The organism is Gemmatimonadaceae bacterium (assembly GCA_016720905.1).
Taxonomy (GTDB): Bacteria; Gemmatimonadota; Gemmatimonadetes; order Gemmatimonadales; family Gemmatimonadaceae; genus Gemmatimonas.
This window is the reverse complement of record JADKJT010000013.1, coordinates 13916-32325: the sequence shown is the minus strand read 5'-3', so window position 1 is coordinate 32325 and position 18410 is coordinate 13916. Positions and strand designations below refer to the sequence as shown.

Below are 18410 nucleotides of genomic sequence, written 5' to 3'. Positions count from 1 at the left end.
ACTACGGCGCCAGTCGACCCATCATGCGCGGGAATGCAATGCATTCGCGGATGTGCTCGATGCCGCAGATCCACGCAATGGTCCGCTCGAATCCCAGCCCGAAGCCGGAGTGGGTGAACGTGCCGTACTTGCGCAGATCGAGATACCACCCGTACGCCTCGACCGGCAATTTCTCCTCGGTGAGGCGATGCAGGATCTTGTCGTAGTCGTCCTCGCGCTGTGATCCGCCGATGATTTCCCCGCGACCCTCGGGTGCCAGCAGGTCGGAACACAGCACGGTGCGCGGGTCGGCCGGATTCTCCTTCATGTAGAACGCCTTTGCTTCCTTCGGATAGTTCATCACGAAGACCGGGCGCTGAAATTCGTCCACAATCATCGTTTCATCGGGGGCGCCCAGATCGTCGCCCCAGGCGACGTCGCTGCCTTTCGACTGCGCCAACGCGACCGCGTCCCCGTACTCCAGTCGCACAAACGGCTGCGAGACACAATCCAGCTTGCTGGTGTCGCGCTCAAGCACCTTCAGTTCCTCCTGACGGCGTTCCAGCACCCGCTCCACGAGATAGCGGACAAACGCTTCCTGCAGGTCCATGTTGTCGTTCTGGTCGTACCACGCCATCTCGGGCTCGATCATCCAGAATTCGGTGAGGTGACGCCGCGTCTTGGATTTCTCCGCGCGGAAGGTCGGACCGAACGTGTAGATCCGTCCCAACGCCGCGGCCAGCGCCTCGCCATAGAGCTGTCCGGTCTGCGCGAGGTACGCCGTGCCTTCTTCGAAGTACTCGGTGCTGAACAGCCCCGCACGCTCGCCGATGGCCGCCGTGAGGATGGGTGTATCGCAGTGAATGAAGTCGCGCGCGTAGAAGAAATCGTGGATGGCCTGTTCGAGTTCGTGACGTACACGCATGATCGCCACCTGACGCTGACTGCGCAGCCAGAAGTGCCGGTGGTCGAGCAGGAAATCGACGCCGTGTTCCTTTGGCTGAATCGGATAGTCCGACGGACTCGCGCCGAACACGGTGAGTGATTGCACGCCCATCTCGAACCCGCCGGGCGCGCGCGCATCCGCGCGGACTTCGCCGGTGAGGGTCAGCGACGTTTCCTGCGTCAGCGTCCCGAACGCCTCCCAGGACGCCTCTGGCACCTCGGACTTCACCAGCACCGCCTGCAGAATCCCCGTCCCGTCGCGCGCGACGACGAAGGCGACCTTGCCTTTGGACCGGAGGTGCGTCACCCAGGCACGTACGGTGACCACCGCTCCCACGTGTTTCCCAAGGTCGGCAATACGAACGGAAGAAGTGCTCATGAGGGGCGCGGGTCGGAAGACGATGGGGCAGAGCTGGCAAGGTACGGACCCCGACGGGGGACTTCAACACACCTTTGCATTGCAAAGCACTTGACATTCGGAATTTTCTCGTTGAATACTTCCCGCATGACACCTCCGCGCTCTCTCGCCGGCCGCGCCGAGGCCGATCTGGCCTACGTGCGCGATGTGCTGGACCGGACACACCGGTTCAGTGCGGTCCCCGGACTTGGCGGAGTGTTGATGGGATCGAGCGCGCTGATTGCCGCCGTCGTCGCCGAGGGGCAGCCGACGCCCGAACGGTGGTTGCAGGTGTGGCTCATCGAATCGGTGCTGGCGATTGGCATCGGCGCCACAACGCTGGTGCGCAAGGCACGTCGAGCGGGACTGCCGCTATCGGCATCGCCCGCCAGGCGCTTCGCGCTGGGACTCATGCCGCCGGTCCTGGTGGGGGCATTGCTGTCATTCGGGGCGCTGCGTGCCAACGCCGGAGCGTTGCTGCCCCCCATTTGGTTGTGTTGCTACGGCATCGGGGTGCTGGGCGCGGGCGTCGTGTCGTCTGTCGCCGCCGTTCCCATCATGGGTGCGGTGTTTGTCGTGCTGGGCGCGCTGGCCATGGCCACGCCCACGGCCTGGAGCAACATCTGGCTGGCCCTCGGATTTGGCGTCTCTCACATCATTGTCGGCGCCCTGGTGTTGCGCCGCCACGGAGGCTGACGATGGTTGCACGTCCACGTCGCAAGGCGGTTGAGTCGGAACCGCCAGCCAAGCACGAGGTGATTCCGACGCGACCGCTTGAGTCCGTGGCGGGTGACGCGGCCGGCACCGTCCCGACGCTGGACGGCATCATCCATGAACGCGCTCGACTGGCCATCGTCACCGCGCTGGCGAGTGGCGATGCGCGTTCGCACACGGAACTGCGCGACCTGCTGCGCCTCTCCGACGGCAACCTGAGTGTGCATGCACGCAAGCTCGAGGACGCGGGCTACGTGCACTGCACCAAGGAGTTCAGCGGCCGGACGCCGCGCACGACGTACCGACTCACTCCCGCCGGTCGGCGCGCGTTTGAGCGATATCTGTCGCATCTGGAGCACTTGGTCAACGCGATGAAGGGACGATGATCACCGCCCCGACGACCCCTGCGCGAGAATCTCACGCACGCGTTTGAGCAGCGCATCCGGTGTAAACGGCTTGCCGATGAAGGCATGCAAGTCATCGAGCGGGATTTCCACGTCGGACGGATAGCCGGACATGAACAGCATTGGTACCTGAAGGCCACGACGCGTGAGTTCGGTGGCAAGTGCGGCGCCGCCCAGACGCGGCATCACGACATCGCTGAGGACCAGATCCGGTGCGCTGGTCCGGTCGATCAGCATGTCCAGCGCTTCCTGTCCGTCGCGGGCCACATCCACCGTGAAGCCGTTCCGCGAGAAGATTTCGACCACGAGTCGACGAAGTCCGGGTTCGTCTTCCACCACGAGCAGGCGCTTTCCCATCGGCGCCCAGGCGTTGGCCGGCGGCGGCGAGACCAGCATCGGTTCCGTTCCGAAATCCCACGGCAGCGCCACCCGAACCGTCGTGCCGACGTCGGGCGTGCTGTCGACAAACACCTGCCCTCCGGCTTGCGCCACAATGCCGTACACCGTTGACAGGCCGAGTCCCGTGCCCTCGCCCACCGCTTTCGTGGTGAAGAACGGTTCGAACATGCGGGACTGATCTCCGTCGACATACCGACGCCGTCATCAGACACGGACAACACGCACCACCGACCCGATGGCAATCCGCCCATCGGTGGTTCGCCGGTTTCCGGCAACACGACGGATTCCGTACGGACGCGTATGGTGCCACCGTCGGGCATCGCATCGCGCGCGTTCACCACGAGGTTGACCGCCACCTGCGCGAGTTGACCGGCGTCGGCGCGCACAATCAGCGGACTCGGACTGTGCTGCGTCACCAGTACAATGCGCTCGCCAATCAGGCGCTTCAACATGCGCTCGACATCGAACACCACACCGCTCAGGTCAACGCGGGCGAGCTTGACGACCTGACGCCGACTGAAGGCCAGTAATTGGGCCGTCAGCAGGGCCGCGCGCTCCCCCGCTTTCACGATCTCATCGAGATCGGCACGCAGGTCGTTGAGGCCGAGTTCGACGGCCTTGGGCACGGCAACGGCGCCGAATGCCTCCGCCTGCTGCTGCGAGAGGCGCGCAAAGCCCAGAATGGCCGTGAGCAGGTTGTTGAAGTCGTGGGCAATCCCGCCGGCAAGCGTCCCCATTGCTTCCATCTTCTGGGAGTGCAACAGCTGTTCTTCCAGGCGACGACGTTCGGTGACGTCCATGATGACGCCCACGAGGCGCGGCGAACCATCAGGGTCCGACTGCAACTCGCCGGTGCTGTACAGCCATCGATCCTCCCCGGACGGCAACACGATGCGATACTCGGCCCGGCAGTCGCCGCCCGCGATTGCCAGTTTCGCGGCCCGCACGATGAGTTCGCGGGCCTCCGGCGGCAGCCCGTCGCAGAACGAGCGCCCGGTCGTCGTCATGGAGGCCAACGGGGTGCCAAGGATAGCAAGCGCCCCGGCGGACAGGTGCAATTGATCGAGGTCGGGTTGATAGTCCCACGTGCCCATGTGCCCACTGGTCAGTGCGAGTCGCAGGCGCTCGTCGCCTTCACGCAGCCGCTGTTCGGCCGCCTCGCGCTCATGCACCTGCCGGGTCAGCGCCTCATTCGCACCGCGCAATTCCTGCGTCTGCTCTTCAACGGCAACTCGCAAATGCTGTTGCCTGCCGGCGGCAATGTACGCCAGCCCGGCGAGCAACAGCACGATCATGGCTGATGCGATGCGTGTGGGTCGGAGGTCGTCCGCGATGGACGCCGCCCACCCTTCCGGTGGAGCCGCCAGCAGCGTCCAACCGCCGTCCGGGACGCGAATCGGTACATACATGGGATCGTCGAGCGGAGCCTTGCCGCCCGACAACACTTCCTGCCGGCGATCGAGTACCACCAGAGACAGCGTGGTGGGCTGACTGAAGGTCGCCGCTTCGGCGATGAGCGTGGGGAGATCGAGTACCATGGCGACGAGGTCGGGAAAGGCGCTGTCCGCCAACGTCGCCCGCGGTCGCACGACGCGCTGTCGCACGATGAATCCCTGACCGCCCTGGAGCAATTCGATCGGCCCGGTGATGGTGACCGCACCCGTTTCGATCGCGCGTCTGACATCGCCGGGAATGCTCGGTCGCACATCACTGTACAAGTCGTACCCAAGCACGTTGGGGTTGCTGTCCAGCGGTACGACGGCCGTGATGCGTCCGTTGCGCACCAGCTCCAGCGCCCGAATGCCGGGCGCGCCCGCTCGCAGGCCATCGGCAAACGTCGGGAATTCGTCCTGCAATTGCGCCACCGACGCCCGCGTCTGCGCAAATGTCCGGAGACCCGCCAACCGCGCAACCCGTCGACCGACTGCCGACTCGAGCGCGCTGGCATAGGGTGTCGCATAGGCGACCACGCGCTGTCGCTCGCGGGACAACAGCACGTCGCGATACCACAGGTCGAATCCCACCGCGGCGATCGTGGCGCCGACGAGGACCGCCAACGACGCTCGCCACAGACGCCATCGATTCGCAGACGCGATTCCACTGGACATGGCACCTCCACTCAATTGGGCGAGATCCGGCAACACGGTCCGGCGCAGCACAACACCAGCTAAATCTATGCTGCGCGGCGCGCTCAGCCCACTCGGAAGAGTTCCAATGCCCGCGCGTATCCCGCGTTGAGTGACTGGCGTAGCGGGGCGTGCGCGGGCGCGGTCAGGTCGGGATCGGCATGCAACAGGCGCTCGGCAACGGCACGCGCGACCTCGTTGAGTGCCTCGTCACGCAATGGGTCGGCAATGCGGAACGCCGGCAATCCGTGCTGGCGGGCCCCGAACAGGTCGCCCATACCGCGCTGCTCGAGGTCGGCTCTGGCAATGACAAACCCATCCTCCGTGGCGGTAAACGTCGCCAGGCGCTCCGCCGCATCGGCGCCCACGTCACCCAGAAGAATGCAATACGATTGCGCGGCGCCACGGCCCACGCGACCGCGCAATTGATGCAGCTGCGACAGCCCGAAACGCTCGGGATGTTCAACGATCATGACCGTGGCGTTCGCCACGTCGATACCCACTTCGATGACGGTGGTGGCGATCAGCACATCGACATCGCCATCGCGAAACTGTCGCATGATGGCGTCGCGCTCTTCGCCCGGAAGGCGTCCATGCAGCAGCGCCACGCGACGATGGGCGAACGCACCGCGAGCCAGCTCCTCGTACATCGTGGTCGCGGCCTTGAGGTCGATCTTCTCGGAGGTTTCGATGAGGGGATACACGATGTAGACCTGTCGACCGGTCTCAAGCTCGTGGTTGGCAAATTCCATCACCTTGCCGCGCGACGATTCGGCGCGGTGCACCGTCGTGATGGCTTGTCGACCTGGCGGTCGCTCATCAAGCATGGTCACGTCCAGATCGCCGTACAGCGTCAGGGCGAGCGAGCGTGGAATCGGCGTGGCACTCATCAACAGCACATCGGGCGACCGTCCTTTTTCGCCGAGCGCCGCCCGTTGCTCCACGCCGAATCGATGCTGCTCATCGATGACGACCAGTCCGAGGTTGCCGAAGTCGACGCCCTGTTGCACCAGCGCGTGGGTGCCGATGGCCAGCACAGGATCACGTGAGGCCAGCCGCGTCAACGCCGCCCGCCGTTCCTTCGCGCCAAGGCGGCCCGTGAGGAGCACCGGCATGATACCGAGCGGCGCGAGGCGCTTCGATGGTCCGGGCGTGCTGTTCCGCCAGCAATTCGGTGGGCGCCATCAGCGCAACCTGTCGATCGTTTTCCATGGCGAGCATCGCCGCGAACAGCGCCACCACGGTCTTGCCACTGCCCACATCGCCCTGCAGCAGTCGATGCATGCGCTGCGGGCTTTCCATATCGACGACGATCTCGCGAATGGCTCGCACCTGTGCACCGGTCAGCGTGAACGGCAGGGCCGCCCGCAACCGTGACGTGAGTACGCGCTTGTTGATGAACGCGGTACCCTGTCGGGCCGTGCGTGCGAGCTGATTGGCACGGCGGTGCAGGATCTGCACGGCCAGCAGTTCCTCGAAGGCCAGCCGCGCGCGGCCGGCGAGGGCCTCCGCCACCGATTCCGGTCGATGCACCATGCGCAGTGCCTCGCGCAGCATCGGCACGCCGGCTTCCCGCAGAACGTCCAGCGGCAGCACGTCGTGGACCAACGGCAACAGGTCGTCAAGATGTTGCTGCACCAGCGCGCGCAGAATGCGGACGGACAGTCCTTCAGTGCTCGGATAGACCGCGAGCACGCGCCCCCCGGTGGTCCCCTCCTCGTCGGGACCGAGATTGACGAATTCACGCGGCTGCAACCGTCGACCGTGGAAGAAGCGCACGGGCCCAGTACAGAGCAGCCAATCGCCCTTGTTGATGCTGCGTTCGAGAAAGGGCTGCCCGGGCCACGCACATTCGAGCATGCCGCTGGTGTCCTGCAGCACCGCCTGAAAGACGCGCAGGCCTTTGCGCGTGGGGAGGACGCCCTTGGCGATGACCTGCCCGAGAATCGTGATGTCGGTGCCGACGCTTGCCTGCACGATGCGCGTGACCGTGGTGGCGTCTTCGTACCGATGCGGCACATGCCGCAGCAGATCGCCCGCCACGGTGATCCCGAGCCGAGCCAGCATCTCGCCGCGCGCCGGACCAACGCCCTTCAGGTAGGTGACCGGTGTGTCGAGTGTGAGGCGTGGTGCCACGCGCGCGGGCGACCGGCGCCGCGGATCTCGATCGTCGGGCGTTCCCGCTCCCGGACTACCCGATCCGCGCACCACGGCACTCACGCGTCGACCAGATCCCGCGCATACGCCCCCGCATCGAACGGCGCCAGGTCGCCGATCTGTTCTCCGAGGCCCACGAACTTGACTGGCACATTGAGCGCGTCGTGCACTGCCACCACGATGCCACCCTTGGCCGTGCCGTCGAGTTTGGTGACCACCAGGCCGGTGACCGGAACCGCCGCCGAAAACGTGCGCGCCTGCGCCAGTGCGTTCTGCCCGATGGTCCCATCGAGCACCAGCAGCACTTCGTGTGGCGCGGCGGGAAGACGTTTGGCAATCACCCGGTGAATCTTGCGCAGCTCCGTCATCAGATCGTCACTGGTGTGCAATCGTCCGGCCGTGTCGACAATCACGATATCGCACCCGCGCGTGATGCCGGCGTCGACGGCATCGAATGCCACGGACGCCGGATCGGATCCCGGCGCTCCACCGACGAAATCCACGCCGGCGCGTTGCGCCCACACGCGCAACTGATCGATGGCACCCGCGCGAAACGTGTCCGCCGCGCCCAACAACACCGTGCGTCCCTCGGTCTTGAATTGCGCCGCGAGCTTGCCGATAAACGTGGTCTTGCCAGCGCCGTTGACGCCGATGATCAACAGCACCGTGGGTCCGCTCTCCGCCAGCTGCAGCGTCGGGTCGGCGTTGCCTTTCCGCAGGGCCGCCTCCACACCCTGCGCGAGTGCGTCACGGAATTCGTCGTCGGTTTTCACTTCGCCGCGCTTGGCCAGGCGCTCGACCTCGGCGACCAACGCCAGCGACGTGGTGACACCGAAGTCGGACTCGATCAACAGCGTCTCAAGGTTCTCGAGTGACCCTTGGTCGACGCCGCCGCGCAGCAAGACCCCGACATCTGTGCGCACGACATCCTTGACGCGCTGCCACAGAGAGCGCTTGGGAACGTCGTCCTTCTTTCGAAACAGTCGGGGCATGGGGGGGGAGACGGGAGACTGGAGACGGGAGACGGGAGACGAACGGCCGAAGAAGAAGACAATGGTCGAGAGAGTGCCCATTCGGTAGCGGTCAGCCCGGAGCCCGCATCACGGGCCCATACACCGTGTCGACCGGATGTCTCCCGTCTCCCGTCTCCTGTCTCCCGTCTTACCTCAACCCTGCCAGTCGTCGCACGACCCACTCCGTACACAGCAGCAGCAGTGCCACCACGAAGGGCCACCAGTAGTCAGAAAGGCGCGGTGCGTCCGACGACAATTCGCCACGCGACAGCATGCCATCCCGGACCGTAGGCGCGCGCGGAATCCACTCACGCGCCGCGTTCACCACGAGTACGGCGGAGCCGCCGGTGGTGCGCACATCGTAAACACCGGGAGTGAGTGCCGGCGTTCCGGCCTCCACGGCACCACTGGCGAATCGCATACGCACCGTGTCACCGGCCGTGGCGGTGGTCACGCCGGACGGCGTGACGCGGCGTGGCGTGACAACGACCGTCACCATCGAATCCGGGCCACCGCGGCGCCAGCGGACGGTTTCGCCCGCCCGCATCCATCCGAGGGCGGGGCGAGCCGAGCGTTGATCTCCGCGACCAACCGCCAGCCAGTCGAAGATGCTCCCCCAGAGCGCCGTAAAGGCCTCGGCACTGCGCCCACCGCGCATCGCCCACCCGGCATACCCGGAGCCGGAAATCACCAGTGTTCGCATGCCCGCGTCATCACGCATCGCAATTGCCGGAACGGCGTCGCCGCGCTTTCCCAGTTTCGCCGACAGCACGGTGAACGTTCCGCGCGGACGCCCGGCCAACGTGAGTGGCGGGAGACTATCCCACGGCAGACCCGCCAATGATGCGGACAATGGGGACGTGGGGGCGTCCGAGGCATACCACTCCACGGCGCGTGTCACTTCTCCGGCACGGGCGACTGCCGTGGGCGGCGCTGGTGACCAGAGCGCACGGGATCCCCGAACCGTCCCTTTGGCCGCCGGAGCCCACGACGTATCCCCGTGCACGATGAGCAGGCCCGCGGCCGCCGCTCGAGCGCGCACCTCGTCTTCACGAATCGACGCCAGGGACCCTTCCTCGCGCCAGACACCTGGTGCGAGCCGCAGGTAGGCCCTCGTGGGGAGCGCCAACGCGCCGCGCAACACCACCAGCACCTCACGCACATCCAGATCGGGTGCGGTGGAGACGAATACCGCCGGCGGGCGATCGCTGATTTCAATGGCGGCGGTCAAGGTGTCATTCCGCGGTTCGACGTCGCCCGCCATGTCGAGAACGGCTTGCACGATGACCGTCCGTGCGCCGCGCGGCATGGGCAGCGGCAGCGTGACGCGTGTCGTGGCGAATGCGGCAAGTGTTGGCACCGCGACGCGACCAGCCGCCACGCCGTCCAGCGTCAGTTGCAGCACACCGTCCGTGCCGCCCGACGCCCCGGAGGCGAGCAACGCCGCCACCTGCAAGGTGTCACCAGCGCTTGCCGATGCGGGACCGTCAGATCCGCCACCGCCACATCCCCTGGCGCGCCGGGCGCGAGAGCAGGCGCACCTGCGAGCCCACCGGCGCGTCGCTGAGCGCGTCCGCGTCGTCCAGTTCGCCATCGGTCACCAACACCAGCGGTCGGCCCAGTGCAGCCGCGCGATCGACGGCAGGACGCACGCGGGTCGCCGCATCAGCGGGCAACAGTCGAGATATCTCGCTGCGGCTCACGTCGCGCAGGGAATCGCCCAGCAACACCAACGCATCCGACTCGGCGTGCGCGTTCACGACGGCTTCCCACTGAGTTCGCAGTGCGCGTACGGTGGTCGAGTCATCGCCGCCAGCGCGACGCCAACTGGCCGAAGCGTCAATCGCGATCAAGGGCGCCGCGGGGCGCGGTGGCGCCGCGGGTGCGCCAAGAAACAACGCCGCGACGATGGCGACGGCCACGCCGCGCAACAGGGCCAGCAGCAGCACCCGTGAGCGTTGTCCGGGTGTTGCCGCGCGCGCATAGGCCAACCACGCCACAAGCACGCCTAGCGCGATCGCGATCAACCAGCGATTCACTGCGGCGTCAACTATTCTTCGCCCACATGACGCGCCACGTCGCCACGCGCGCCGCCGCCATTGGCGGCACCCTGAGCCACAAACGGTTCGCTGTTGACCACGCTATCGAGGCGAGCAAACAGTCGCGACTTGAGCTCCGCAAACGCCGAACGGTCGGTGGCCGCCAGCGGTTCACCGCCCGTGGTGCTCCGCAGTGCCACACTGGGGTTCCGATGCACGCCGCCGACGAGCACCTCGAAATGCAAGTGCGGCGCGGTAGCCAGCCCTGACGCCCCCACAAACCCGATGGTGCTGGCGATGGCGACCTGCGCACCGCGGCGAATGCCGCTCGCGAAACCCTTCAAGTGCCCATACCGCGTGACGAAGCCGTTGCGATGCCGGATCTCCACCACCCGTCCGTAGCCACCGCGCCATCCGGCGTACATCACCGTGCCGTCGCCAATGGCGCGAACGCGCGTGCCGGCGTTGGCCGCGTAGTCCGTGCCCTGATGCGCGCGCCAGATGCCGAGGATGGGATGTTTGCGCAAACCGAAGACGCTGGAGATACGACGAAACTCGAGGGGCGCACGCAGGAACGCGGCGCGCATCGACTTGCCATCGCCATCGAAATACTGTCCGCGCGATTTATCGCCGACGAAGCGCACCGCTTCGACGCGACGACCATCCACCGTGATGCGGGCCGCGAGAATATTGCCGACCTGCACGGCGCCATTCGACGCGGAACGGCGCTCCACCAGAATACGAATGGAATCGCCTTTTTGCAGGTCGCGGCTGAAGTCCACCCGATACTCGAGGATATCGGCCAAGGCATTCGCCACTTCGTCCCGCACCGCATCCGGGAACGCTTCCGCGCTACGTTCGATCGCGTCGGTCACCGAGGAGCGCACTTCCGCGCCGACCGCGACGGTGTCGGTGGTCCAAGGGAGACGCTCGTCGGACTCGGTCCACGAGGCGGACGGGGAGCGACGCAACCGTAACAGCCGGTCGATGGCCAACTGAAAGACGATCTCCGCAGCGCCGGAATCCGGGCTGACGCGCGTCATGATGGGTGTGCCGGCCCGCACATGCCGTGTATCGAGGCTGGATGCGGACTGTAGCGCACGGGTGGCCTCATGCCGCGGCACTCCGGCACGTTCGAGGACGGCCACCAGCGGTTCGCCCTTGCGGACGGTATCAAACCGAGTTTGCCAACGCGAGGCAACAGAAGTGCGAGACCCCGCGTCGAGCACACTCGCCGCGGGGCGTTCGGGGACGGGACGTCCGAGAGAAATCGCCGTTGCTCCGACCGCAACACATGTTGCGGCGATGAGCAGTCGAAGCGGCGTCCGCGTCAATCCATCTGTCTCCGTATGAACGTCGGGATTTCCATGTCATCAAGCTCGTTGCTGGACGTGGAGGAAGTCGACGGTGGGGGAACCCGTGGCGCGCGAGGTTGCGCGGCTTCCCAGGCTGGACGGGCCGGCGGCGCCGCCGGTCTCGGCACTTGCCGTTCCCGAGTGGGGAACGGAAGGACTGAGGGTTTGGAAGGCGCTGCCGGTGCGTCGGTGTTGGGGTTGGCGAATCCACCGGACGTACCCGTCTTGCCCGTGTGCGTTCCCCCATACCCGCCCCCATGGGCTGTGGCCGGCGGATACGATGAGCCGCGTCCCAGCCCCCCCTGCAGGTCGCGATCGAAACCGGTCGCAATGACGGTTACACGAATCTCGCCCATCATCGCCGGCTCGTGCACGGCACCGAAGATGATTTCGGCGTTGTCACCCACGGCATCGTGCACGATGTCGTTGATTTGGTGCACTTCACCCAACGTGAGATCTTCTCCGCCGGTGATGTTCACCAGGACGCCGGTGGCGCCAGAGATGGACACATTGTCGAGCAACGGTGAGGCGATGGCCTGTTGCGCCGCTTCCATGGCGCGGTTTTCACCACGGCCGATACCGGTGCCCATCAGCGCCGAGCCGCCGTTCTGCATGACCGTGCGCACGTCGGCGAAATCGACGTTCACCAAGCCGGTCTCGCTGATCAGCACGGAGATGCCCTGCGTGGCGTGAAGGAGCACCTCGTCGGCCTTCTTGAGCGCCTCGTGGAATGGAATGCCCTTCCCGACCACGGCCAGCAACCGCTCGTTGGGCACGATGATCATGGTATCGACATTCTTGCGCATTTCGGCAATGCCTTCCTCGGCCTGTCGCATGCGCTTGCGTCCTTCAAACAGGAACGGCCGTGTCACGATGCCAACCGTCAACGCACCGGCTTCGCGGGCGAGTTGGCAAATGACTGGTGCGGCACCTGTTCCCGTCCCGCCACCCATGCCGCAGGTGACGAACACCAGATCGGCGTTGCCGATCACCCGGTTGACATCTTCGCGGTTTTCCTCGATGGCCTGTCGTCCGACCTCCGGACGCGCCCCGGCGCCAAGTCCGCGCGTCAGCTTCTTGCCGATCTGGATCTTGACGTCGGCCTTGGAGTTCAGCAGCGCTTGCGCGTCGGTGTTCACCGAGATGAACTCGACGCCTTCAAGGTGCTCTTCAATCATGCGGTTGACGGCGTTTCCGCCACCGCCACCGACACCCACCACCTTCATGCGGGCGTTCTGCGTGGCGCTCTCTTCGAATTCGAAGGTCATCCGGGGTAGCTCCATACAGGGCTGGGCGGGCACAGGGTGGAGGCCTGGCGTCCCGGGAAACCGGGATGCCAGATGTCGTCAGGAAATGCCATCGGGCAGCGAGCACCGCCACCTTCGGCGGTCCGCAAGCGTTCTGTCACGGTGTTGGCTAACGGGCTTAGAATACACTTTCGCCTTGAGAGCGCAACCCGTGAAATGCAATGGAGTTGGACGAGTTCGTCACGGCCCCGGAGTGGGACCGATTATCCACAATCCGGGGCCGCGCGAAGAGGTGTGATCCGCGACACAAACCGAGGTGCCTCCAGCCCTGCTACGGCCTCGGCGCGGTCACTGCCGGCACCGGCGCAGCCGGCGCGCCCGCGTCGTTCCAGTTGATGACCGAGTTGAAGATCATGTTGAACTCGCCGTGATTCTGCCAGCGATAGATCGGGTTGTTCGAGAACATGATCACGCGACCCATGCCCTTGTAGGCATTCGGCACATCCACCGCGAAAGGACGCGACTTGAGGGAATCGGCGCCGGTCATGAGACCGGAAATGACCGCCTTGTCGCCGCCCACGTAGCGCGCCAGCACGTTCCCTTCGTCGGCGATTCCCACCTTGAACGGTGTCCCGCCGACGTACTTCACGGGAAGCGTCTTTTTGTCGTACCCGTAGAACACCGGGTGCTCGGGCTTGGTGATCTCGCCCTCCACTAGCGGGCGCTGCGAGGTCAGTCCGGGCACAGCGACCTTGTCGACCGTGCGCGCCCAACCGAATTCGATCGGCAACCGCGCCGATTCGCCCACCGCGATGATCGTCCCGCCGCCTTCGAGAAACGCGGCGAAGGCATCGACACCAGCCTGTCCGAATCCGCCGGACATATCGGCCGTTTCCCCGTAATCGCCGAGGAATTTGTACTTCTCACTCTTCTGATACGGCTGCGGGCGTGCGGCCGGCGCCTGCATGACCGTGTTGCGACTCAGGTTCTGTTCGGCGATCAGAATCACATCATACTGCTCGCGCAACTTCCCCTTGGCCACGCGTTCCTTGTAGATCAGGTCGTACGGGATATGGAATTCGTCGAAGGTGAGGCGATACCAGCCGAGGTTCTGGGTGCCGCTCCATTGTGAATAGATGGCCACGCGAGGCACATCGGCGTCATGCATCGGCACCGTTGGCGTGGCGGACAGCGCGCTCGCGGTCAGCCCGAGCGAATCGACCGCCGCCCGCACTGCGGCCGCCTTGCTCATCGCTGATCACGAACGACCCGGCGGGAAACTCCATGCCGTCCGCGGTGAACTTCTTTTCCGCCACCTTCATCGCGACGTCCTTCAGTCGGTAGCGCAGCGCCACCATGTTGTTGGATCCCAGGTGGGCCACCGCGATGCCGGCCGTGCCGCTGCCAGTGGTGGTTCCCTTCGGTACCACCTTCGACACCGGCGACACCTTCGCCTTGAGAATCGACGAGTCGGCAACCTCGACCACGTCCACATTCATGGCGAATCCCGTCGACCAGCCGCTGTCGTCGTACGTTTGCAGTCTCGCATCGGGATACTGCTGCTTCTCGATGAGATTCTTGGCCAGACGTCCGTAGGGTTGATCGCGCTTGATCACATAGGAGCCCACCGGATACGTGACGGCACCGATCTTGATCGGCTCCGTCGCCAGTCCGACTTCGATGCGCTGCAAGCGCATGATGTTGATGAACTCCGCCACCCGCGTCATGTCACGCTGCACGGGAATGACAAAACCAAACGGCGCCTTGGTTCGTCCTTCCGCGATGGAGTTGCGCGTCTTGATGTAGAAGTTTTCCAGCACCGTGGCCGGAAACATCGCCGCCAACTGCAGCGAGGAGAGCACGCCCGTCTGCATGTAATTGGTGTTCGAGCGGCGGGTAAAGGTCGCCATGTCGTTGAAGCCAATCGGCAGGCCGCGATACCACTCGCGTTCCTGCGCGCCCCCCTTGCCCGTGGGCATCGAGCCACCGCGTCCGCCAAAGCCACCGCCGGCCGCAGCCGCCCCCGGACGATTCGCGTTGGCGATGGCCGCGCTGTCGAGATCACGTCCTGACTGTGTCTCATACATCTTCATCAGGCCGTTGTGATTGTACGCCACCGACCCCAGATACCCCGGTGACCAACCATCCATGAACGCATGCGTGTACACGCCGGGCATGCCGTACTTGGTCATCTGTGCCAGTTCCCAATTGCCGAACCACGGCAACTCCGCGAACAACAGCGGATCGAGATTGGGGTTCTGCGGCGGGCCGCCGGTATAGGTGTACATCAACGGCTGCGCCTCATGCAGATCGTGCATGATGGGTGGATACGCGGTGAAATACCAATCGATGATACCGCGCATCTGCAAAAGCTTGATGTTGATGTCGCGGTTGTTGTCGTGATAGGCATACTTGCCCCAGTACGGCACGGCGCCGATGCCACGACCACCACCGCCGGGCCCACCGCCCGGCGGGCCGCCCTCACCCGGAGGGCCGCCGCCTGCCCCGCGCCCGGCGCCACCACGCCCGCCGCCAGCGACCCCAGTGGTATCCGGGGGCGTGGCGCCCGTCGCCATGCTCGGTGCGGCCGGCGTGGAATTCGGCAGGTTGGCGTCGAGTCCCTTGTAGAACCAATCCACGTTGCGATCGCGCCCGTCGGCATCAGCGACCGGCGTCACGGACACATACAGGTTGTTGCGGATCTGCGTGACGATGGGTGACGTCTCCGTCGCCAGTCGATACACCAGTTCCATCAGCATTTCCGAGGGGCCGGTTTCACCGCTGTGCAGGCCACCCATCAGGTGGTAGTGCGGACGCGCCGTCTCGATCAGCTCCTTGATCTGCGACGCCGACAGTCCGCGCGGATCGGCGATCTTGGCGAGCTTTTGCCGGTTCTGCGCCAACGTCTTCATGTTGGCGTCGGAGGTCACCCACACCACCACGAGTTCACGCCCTTCGTCGGACCGCCCGATCGTCTCCACTTTCACGCGGGGAGTCGCCGCCGCCAGCGCGCGATAGTACTTCAACTGATCGGCGTAGTAGGTGAGCTTCCTGGGCGCCCCGATGTGATAGCCCAGCACGTCCTTGGGTGACGGAATGCCCGCGACCACGGGCAAGTGGTCGACCAACGGGCTGCCATGCGTCGGGTTGACGAGCCACTCCTTGTAGCTCTTCGCGAAGCTCTCGTCCTGCTTCTGGTTGGGGTCGCGGGTATCGGCAGTCATTTGCTGTGCGGTGGCCAGCGACGGCAACAGGCCGAGCGCTACGACGGCAACGGCAAGACGGCGGAAACGTGACGGGCCAGCGTGGATCACGAGGACTCCCTTCAGGCGATGAGACAGGGTGAGGAGCGGCGGCGCACTTCGCATCGAATACACGATGACTACGCAGCAACCTCGTCACCCGTTCGGCAAGGCTTGAGGAGAGGTTGGGCCCGTTAGGGCTTCACGACCCCACTCATCCGCACCACTTCAAAGTCACTGCCGCGCAGACGCTTGAGGGTGTTCAGTTCGGCGTCATTCCAACGGGCATCGGCGGTCCCGGAGATGTACCAATCACTGCCATTGTCCGCCACGATCATCCCATACTTCTTGAGTGCGCGGAGGATGGTTTGGGCGTTTGCCGGATAGCTGCCGATATCGACGCCTGCCTTGAGGCGGACGCGCATGCCCATGGGCGGCCGCAACGAACTGGTGTCGCTGCTGGCCCAGTGTCTCGCTGGTGGAATGTAGGCGCGCCGGGAGCGCGAGACCGTGAAGCGCAGGGCGTGGGCAATGCTGCCGGCCGCGACTTCGTCGTACCGCACGAGACCGGGCAGAATGGGTAATCCTGCGGCATCGGCCGAGGTCCATCCCGCCGGTCGCAGCGCGTTGCTCGTGAGGTCAAACACCGCGCCGGAACCCGCCGTCCAGCTGCCGTTGGCTTGCGGGAATGCCGCGTAGAGTTCGTACAGCTTCCAGTTGTCACGATCCACCACGAGGACATGGCGGTCGCCCGATGCGGACGCGCCGCCTTCGATGGGCGCGTTTGGCGGCACGGGATACGGTCCGGGATCGCTTTCATCGGCATAGTCGAAGCTGACCGGCACGCGCGCCTGGGATCCACTCACCACCACGTAGGGAATACCAAACGGACCGCCATTCCAATCGGCACCAAAGTCCGGATGGAACGCCCGGGTGGCCCCGATGTTGGCGATAATCGCGTTGGAATTCGGATCAACCTGCGCCGTATCGACCGGTTGATTCCACGGGTTGTCTGCCGGATACAACAGGCGTCCCAACGGCGCGTTGAGTCCGAGGGCTCCGAGTGGCGGCGGCGTGGGAGTCGGCACCGGCGGTGGCGCGGGCGGCTGAGCGGGTGGAGTGGGTGGTGGCGATGGTGGTGTGGGTGCCGCCACGCGCAGGCTCAATCGCAACACGCCGCCCTTGCTGGTCGCCGCGATCAACGCATCGCCTACGGACACGCCCACCACGAGTCCTTGCGCAGAGACCGACGCGATGGTCGGCGCGGACGAGGACCACTGCACCACACGATCACGTCGGCTTGGTGCTGGTGCCTGCAGCCGCACGGTGTCACCCACCCCGATAATCCGACGCGCCACCATCGAACTGTCCGCCGGCGGCGCCGACGAAGTCCCCGGTCCCGCGACGGACGCGGTCGCGTCGCGTACGGCCACCGCATGGTCGACGTCGCAGGCCGCGATCAGCAGCACGGGAAGCACGGCGACGGAGAGCACGCTGCGACGCGCGACGTGAACGGACGATCCGGTGTGGCGTTCCATGGATGCAGCATGCTACGATTGGGGTCCTGCGCGCACTGGTGACCCGGCGCACACTGTCACAGAGTATGCATTCGTGCACCGCGCTGTATTCCGTGGCCTTTGCCCGTTCACTCGCTCCCGCAGACCTTATGAAAGAACCATGGACCGGGTGGCGTGAGGCCAGTTGCATGCCAGACCGCTGCTTCTGCGAAGCCGCACAGGCGGGCGCGGTGCGACAGCCGGCGAACACTGTCAGCAGCGGCGCGTTCCTCATCGTGGCGCTCCTCGTGGTGCATCGCTCGCGCGACGCCGCCGCGTGGCGGTTCGCCGCCGCCACGCTTCTGGTGGGTGTGGGCTCGGCGTTCTTTCACGCGTCGCTCACCTTCTGGGGGCAAACCGCCGACGTGCTGGGGATGTATCTCGTGGCGACGTTTCTGCTGCTGGAGAGTCTGTCGCGTCGTCGCACATGGACCGCCGCGAGGCAGAACACGCTGTACCTCGTGGTCAACGTGGCGCTGCTGGCCCTCTTGGTGGGCCTTCCGGCGCTGCGCCGTTATGCGTTCGGGGCCCTGGTGCTGGCGATTGTCTGGTCGGAATGGACCAATCGTCGGCGTGGTGTGTTGACCGCGCCGCTTCGGTTATTCGCAACCGCGATCGGTGTGCTGGCGTTTGGCTTTGGCGTATGGATTCTCGATATCACGCATCTGCTGTGCGCGCCGACGAGCCTGTGGCAGGGACATGCCCTGTGGCATGTGTGTGGCGCGGTGAGTGCGTGGCTGGCATATCGCTACATGGGAGACGAACTCGGTACTCAGAACTCAGAACTCAGTACTCGGTACTCGGTACTCGGTACTCGGTAGTCGGGTACGCAGATCA

General features: G+C 65.3%; 15 protein-coding genes and 1 pseudogene. 3 read left to right on the top strand and 13 right to left on the bottom strand.

Going from position 1 to position 18410, the window contains the following annotated elements:
• Position 1: 1 nt before the first annotated feature.
• Positions 2 to 1303, bottom strand: coding sequence for an asparagine--tRNA ligase (gene asnS / locus IPP90_12060; protein ID MBL0171446.1), 1302 nt, complete (start codon positions 1301 to 1303; stop codon positions 2 to 4).
• Between the two features lie 126 nt (positions 1304 to 1429).
• On the opposite strand from asnS, the gene IPP90_12055 reads away from it, so the two are divergent.
• Positions 1430 to 2017, top strand: coding sequence for a hypothetical protein (locus IPP90_12055; GenBank protein MBL0171445.1), 588 nt, complete (start codon positions 1430 to 1432; stop codon positions 2015 to 2017).
• A gap of 2 nt (positions 2018 to 2019) precedes the next feature.
• On the top strand, positions 2020 to 2421 hold the full coding sequence (locus IPP90_12050) for a transcriptional regulator (protein MBL0171444.1): 402 nt from the start codon (positions 2020 to 2022) through the stop codon (positions 2419 to 2421).
• Here the strand turns inward: IPP90_12050 and IPP90_12045 are convergent, their stop codons facing one another.
• From IPP90_12045 to IPP90_11990, 12 genes and pseudogenes are all read right to left on the bottom strand, one after another.
• Positions 2422 to 2676 (bottom strand): response regulator, encoded by a 255-nt coding sequence (locus tag IPP90_12045; protein ID MBL0171443.1) that lies wholly within the window; start codon positions 2674 to 2676, stop codon positions 2422 to 2424.
• Complete coding sequence (locus IPP90_12040) at positions 2670 to 4946, bottom strand: CHASE domain-containing protein (protein MBL0171442.1); 2277 nt, start codon at positions 4944 to 4946, stop codon at positions 2670 to 2672. The genes IPP90_12045 and IPP90_12040 overlap by 7 nt, the downstream gene beginning before the upstream one ends.
• An 83-nt stretch (positions 4947 to 5029) precedes the next feature.
• Positions 5030 to 6079: a hypothetical protein gene (locus IPP90_12035; protein ID MBL0171441.1), complete on the bottom strand. Its 1050-nt coding sequence runs from the start codon at positions 6077 to 6079 to the stop codon at positions 5030 to 5032.
• Positions 6006 to 7184 (bottom strand): DEAD/DEAH box helicase, encoded by a 1179-nt coding sequence (locus IPP90_12030; protein MBL0171440.1) that lies wholly within the window; start codon positions 7182 to 7184, stop codon positions 6006 to 6008. Before IPP90_12030 ends, IPP90_12035 begins: the two co-directional genes overlap by 74 nt.
• A complete protein-coding gene (gene ftsY, locus IPP90_12025) occupies positions 7181 to 8113 on the bottom strand; it encodes a signal recognition particle-docking protein FtsY (GenBank protein ID MBL0171439.1) in 933 nt (310 codons plus the stop codon). Before ftsY ends, IPP90_12030 begins: the two co-directional genes overlap by 4 nt.
• A gap of 169 nt (positions 8114 to 8282) precedes the next feature.
• Positions 8283 to 9584, bottom strand: coding sequence for a hypothetical protein (locus IPP90_12020; protein MBL0171438.1), 1302 nt, complete (start codon positions 9582 to 9584; stop codon positions 8283 to 8285).
• Positions 9585 to 9621: 37 nt separating this feature from the next.
• A complete protein-coding gene (locus tag IPP90_12015; protein MBL0171437.1) occupies positions 9622 to 10173 on the bottom strand; it encodes a hypothetical protein in 552 nt (183 codons plus the stop codon).
• Between the two features lie 11 nt (positions 10174 to 10184).
• Positions 10185 to 11321, bottom strand: a complete 1137-nt coding sequence (locus tag IPP90_12010; GenBank protein ID MBL0171436.1) for a M23 family metallopeptidase — start codon at positions 11319 to 11321, stop codon at positions 10185 to 10187.
• A 182-nt stretch (positions 11322 to 11503) separates the two neighbouring features.
• Positions 11504 to 12796 carry a cell division protein FtsZ gene (gene ftsZ / locus IPP90_12005; protein MBL0171435.1) on the bottom strand — a complete coding sequence of 431 codons (1293 nt, stop codon included), beginning with the start codon at positions 12794 to 12796 and terminating at the stop codon, positions 11504 to 11506.
• A 310-nt stretch (positions 12797 to 13106) separates the two neighbouring features.
• On the bottom strand, positions 13107 to 14027 hold the full coding sequence (locus IPP90_12000; protein MBL0171434.1) for a hypothetical protein: 921 nt from the start codon (positions 14025 to 14027) through the stop codon (positions 13107 to 13109).
• Complete coding sequence (locus tag IPP90_11995) at positions 13936 to 16089, bottom strand: hypothetical protein (protein ID MBL0171433.1); 2154 nt, start codon at positions 16087 to 16089, stop codon at positions 13936 to 13938. The genes IPP90_12000 and IPP90_11995 overlap by 92 nt, the downstream gene beginning before the upstream one ends.
• A 1112-nt stretch (positions 16090 to 17201) precedes the next feature.
• Positions 17202 to 17555: pseudogene (locus IPP90_11990) on the bottom strand (Ig-like domain-containing protein).
• Between the two features lie 128 nt (positions 17556 to 17683).
• Here IPP90_11990 and IPP90_11985 point away from each other — a divergent pair.
• On the top strand, positions 17684 to 18394 hold the full coding sequence (locus IPP90_11985) for a ceramidase domain-containing protein (GenBank protein MBL0171432.1): 711 nt from the start codon (positions 17684 to 17686) through the stop codon (positions 18392 to 18394).
• Positions 18395 to 18410 lie beyond the last annotated feature (16 nt).

What these genes read in the sequence shown, in the direction of transcription:
- asnS (MBL0171446.1), bottom strand. Translation starts at nt 1,303, where the DNA reads ATGAGCACTTCTTCCGTTCGTATTGCCGACCTTGGGAAACACGTGGGA.
- IPP90_12055 (MBL0171445.1), top strand. Translation starts at nt 1,430, where the DNA reads ATGACACCTCCGCGCTCTCTCGCCGGCCGCGCCGAGGCCGATCTGGCC.
- IPP90_12050 (MBL0171444.1), top strand. Translation starts at nt 2,020, where the DNA reads ATGGTTGCACGTCCACGTCGCAAGGCGGTTGAGTCGGAACCGCCAGCC.
- IPP90_12045 (MBL0171443.1), bottom strand. Translation starts at nt 2,676, where the DNA reads ATGCTGATCGACCGGACCAGCGCACCGGATCTGGTCCTCAGCGATGTC.
- IPP90_12040 (MBL0171442.1), bottom strand. Translation starts at nt 4,946, where the DNA reads ATGTCCAGTGGAATCGCGTCTGCGAATCGATGGCGTCTGTGGCGAGCG.
- IPP90_12035 (MBL0171441.1), bottom strand. Translation starts at nt 6,079, where the DNA reads ATGCCGGTGCTCCTCACGGGCCGCCTTGGCGCGAAGGAACGGCGGGCG.
- ftsY (MBL0171439.1), bottom strand. Translation starts at nt 8,113, where the DNA reads ATGCCCCGACTGTTTCGAAAGAAGGACGACGTTCCCAAGCGCTCTCTG.
- ftsZ (MBL0171435.1), bottom strand. Translation starts at nt 12,796, where the DNA reads ATGACCTTCGAATTCGAAGAGAGCGCCACGCAGAACGCCCGCATGAAG.
- IPP90_12000 (MBL0171434.1), bottom strand. Translation starts at nt 14,027, where the DNA reads ATGAGCAAGGCGGCCGCAGTGCGGGCGGCGGTCGATTCGCTCGGGCTG.
- IPP90_11985 (MBL0171432.1), top strand. Translation starts at nt 17,684, where the DNA reads ATGAAAGAACCATGGACCGGGTGGCGTGAGGCCAGTTGCATGCCAGAC.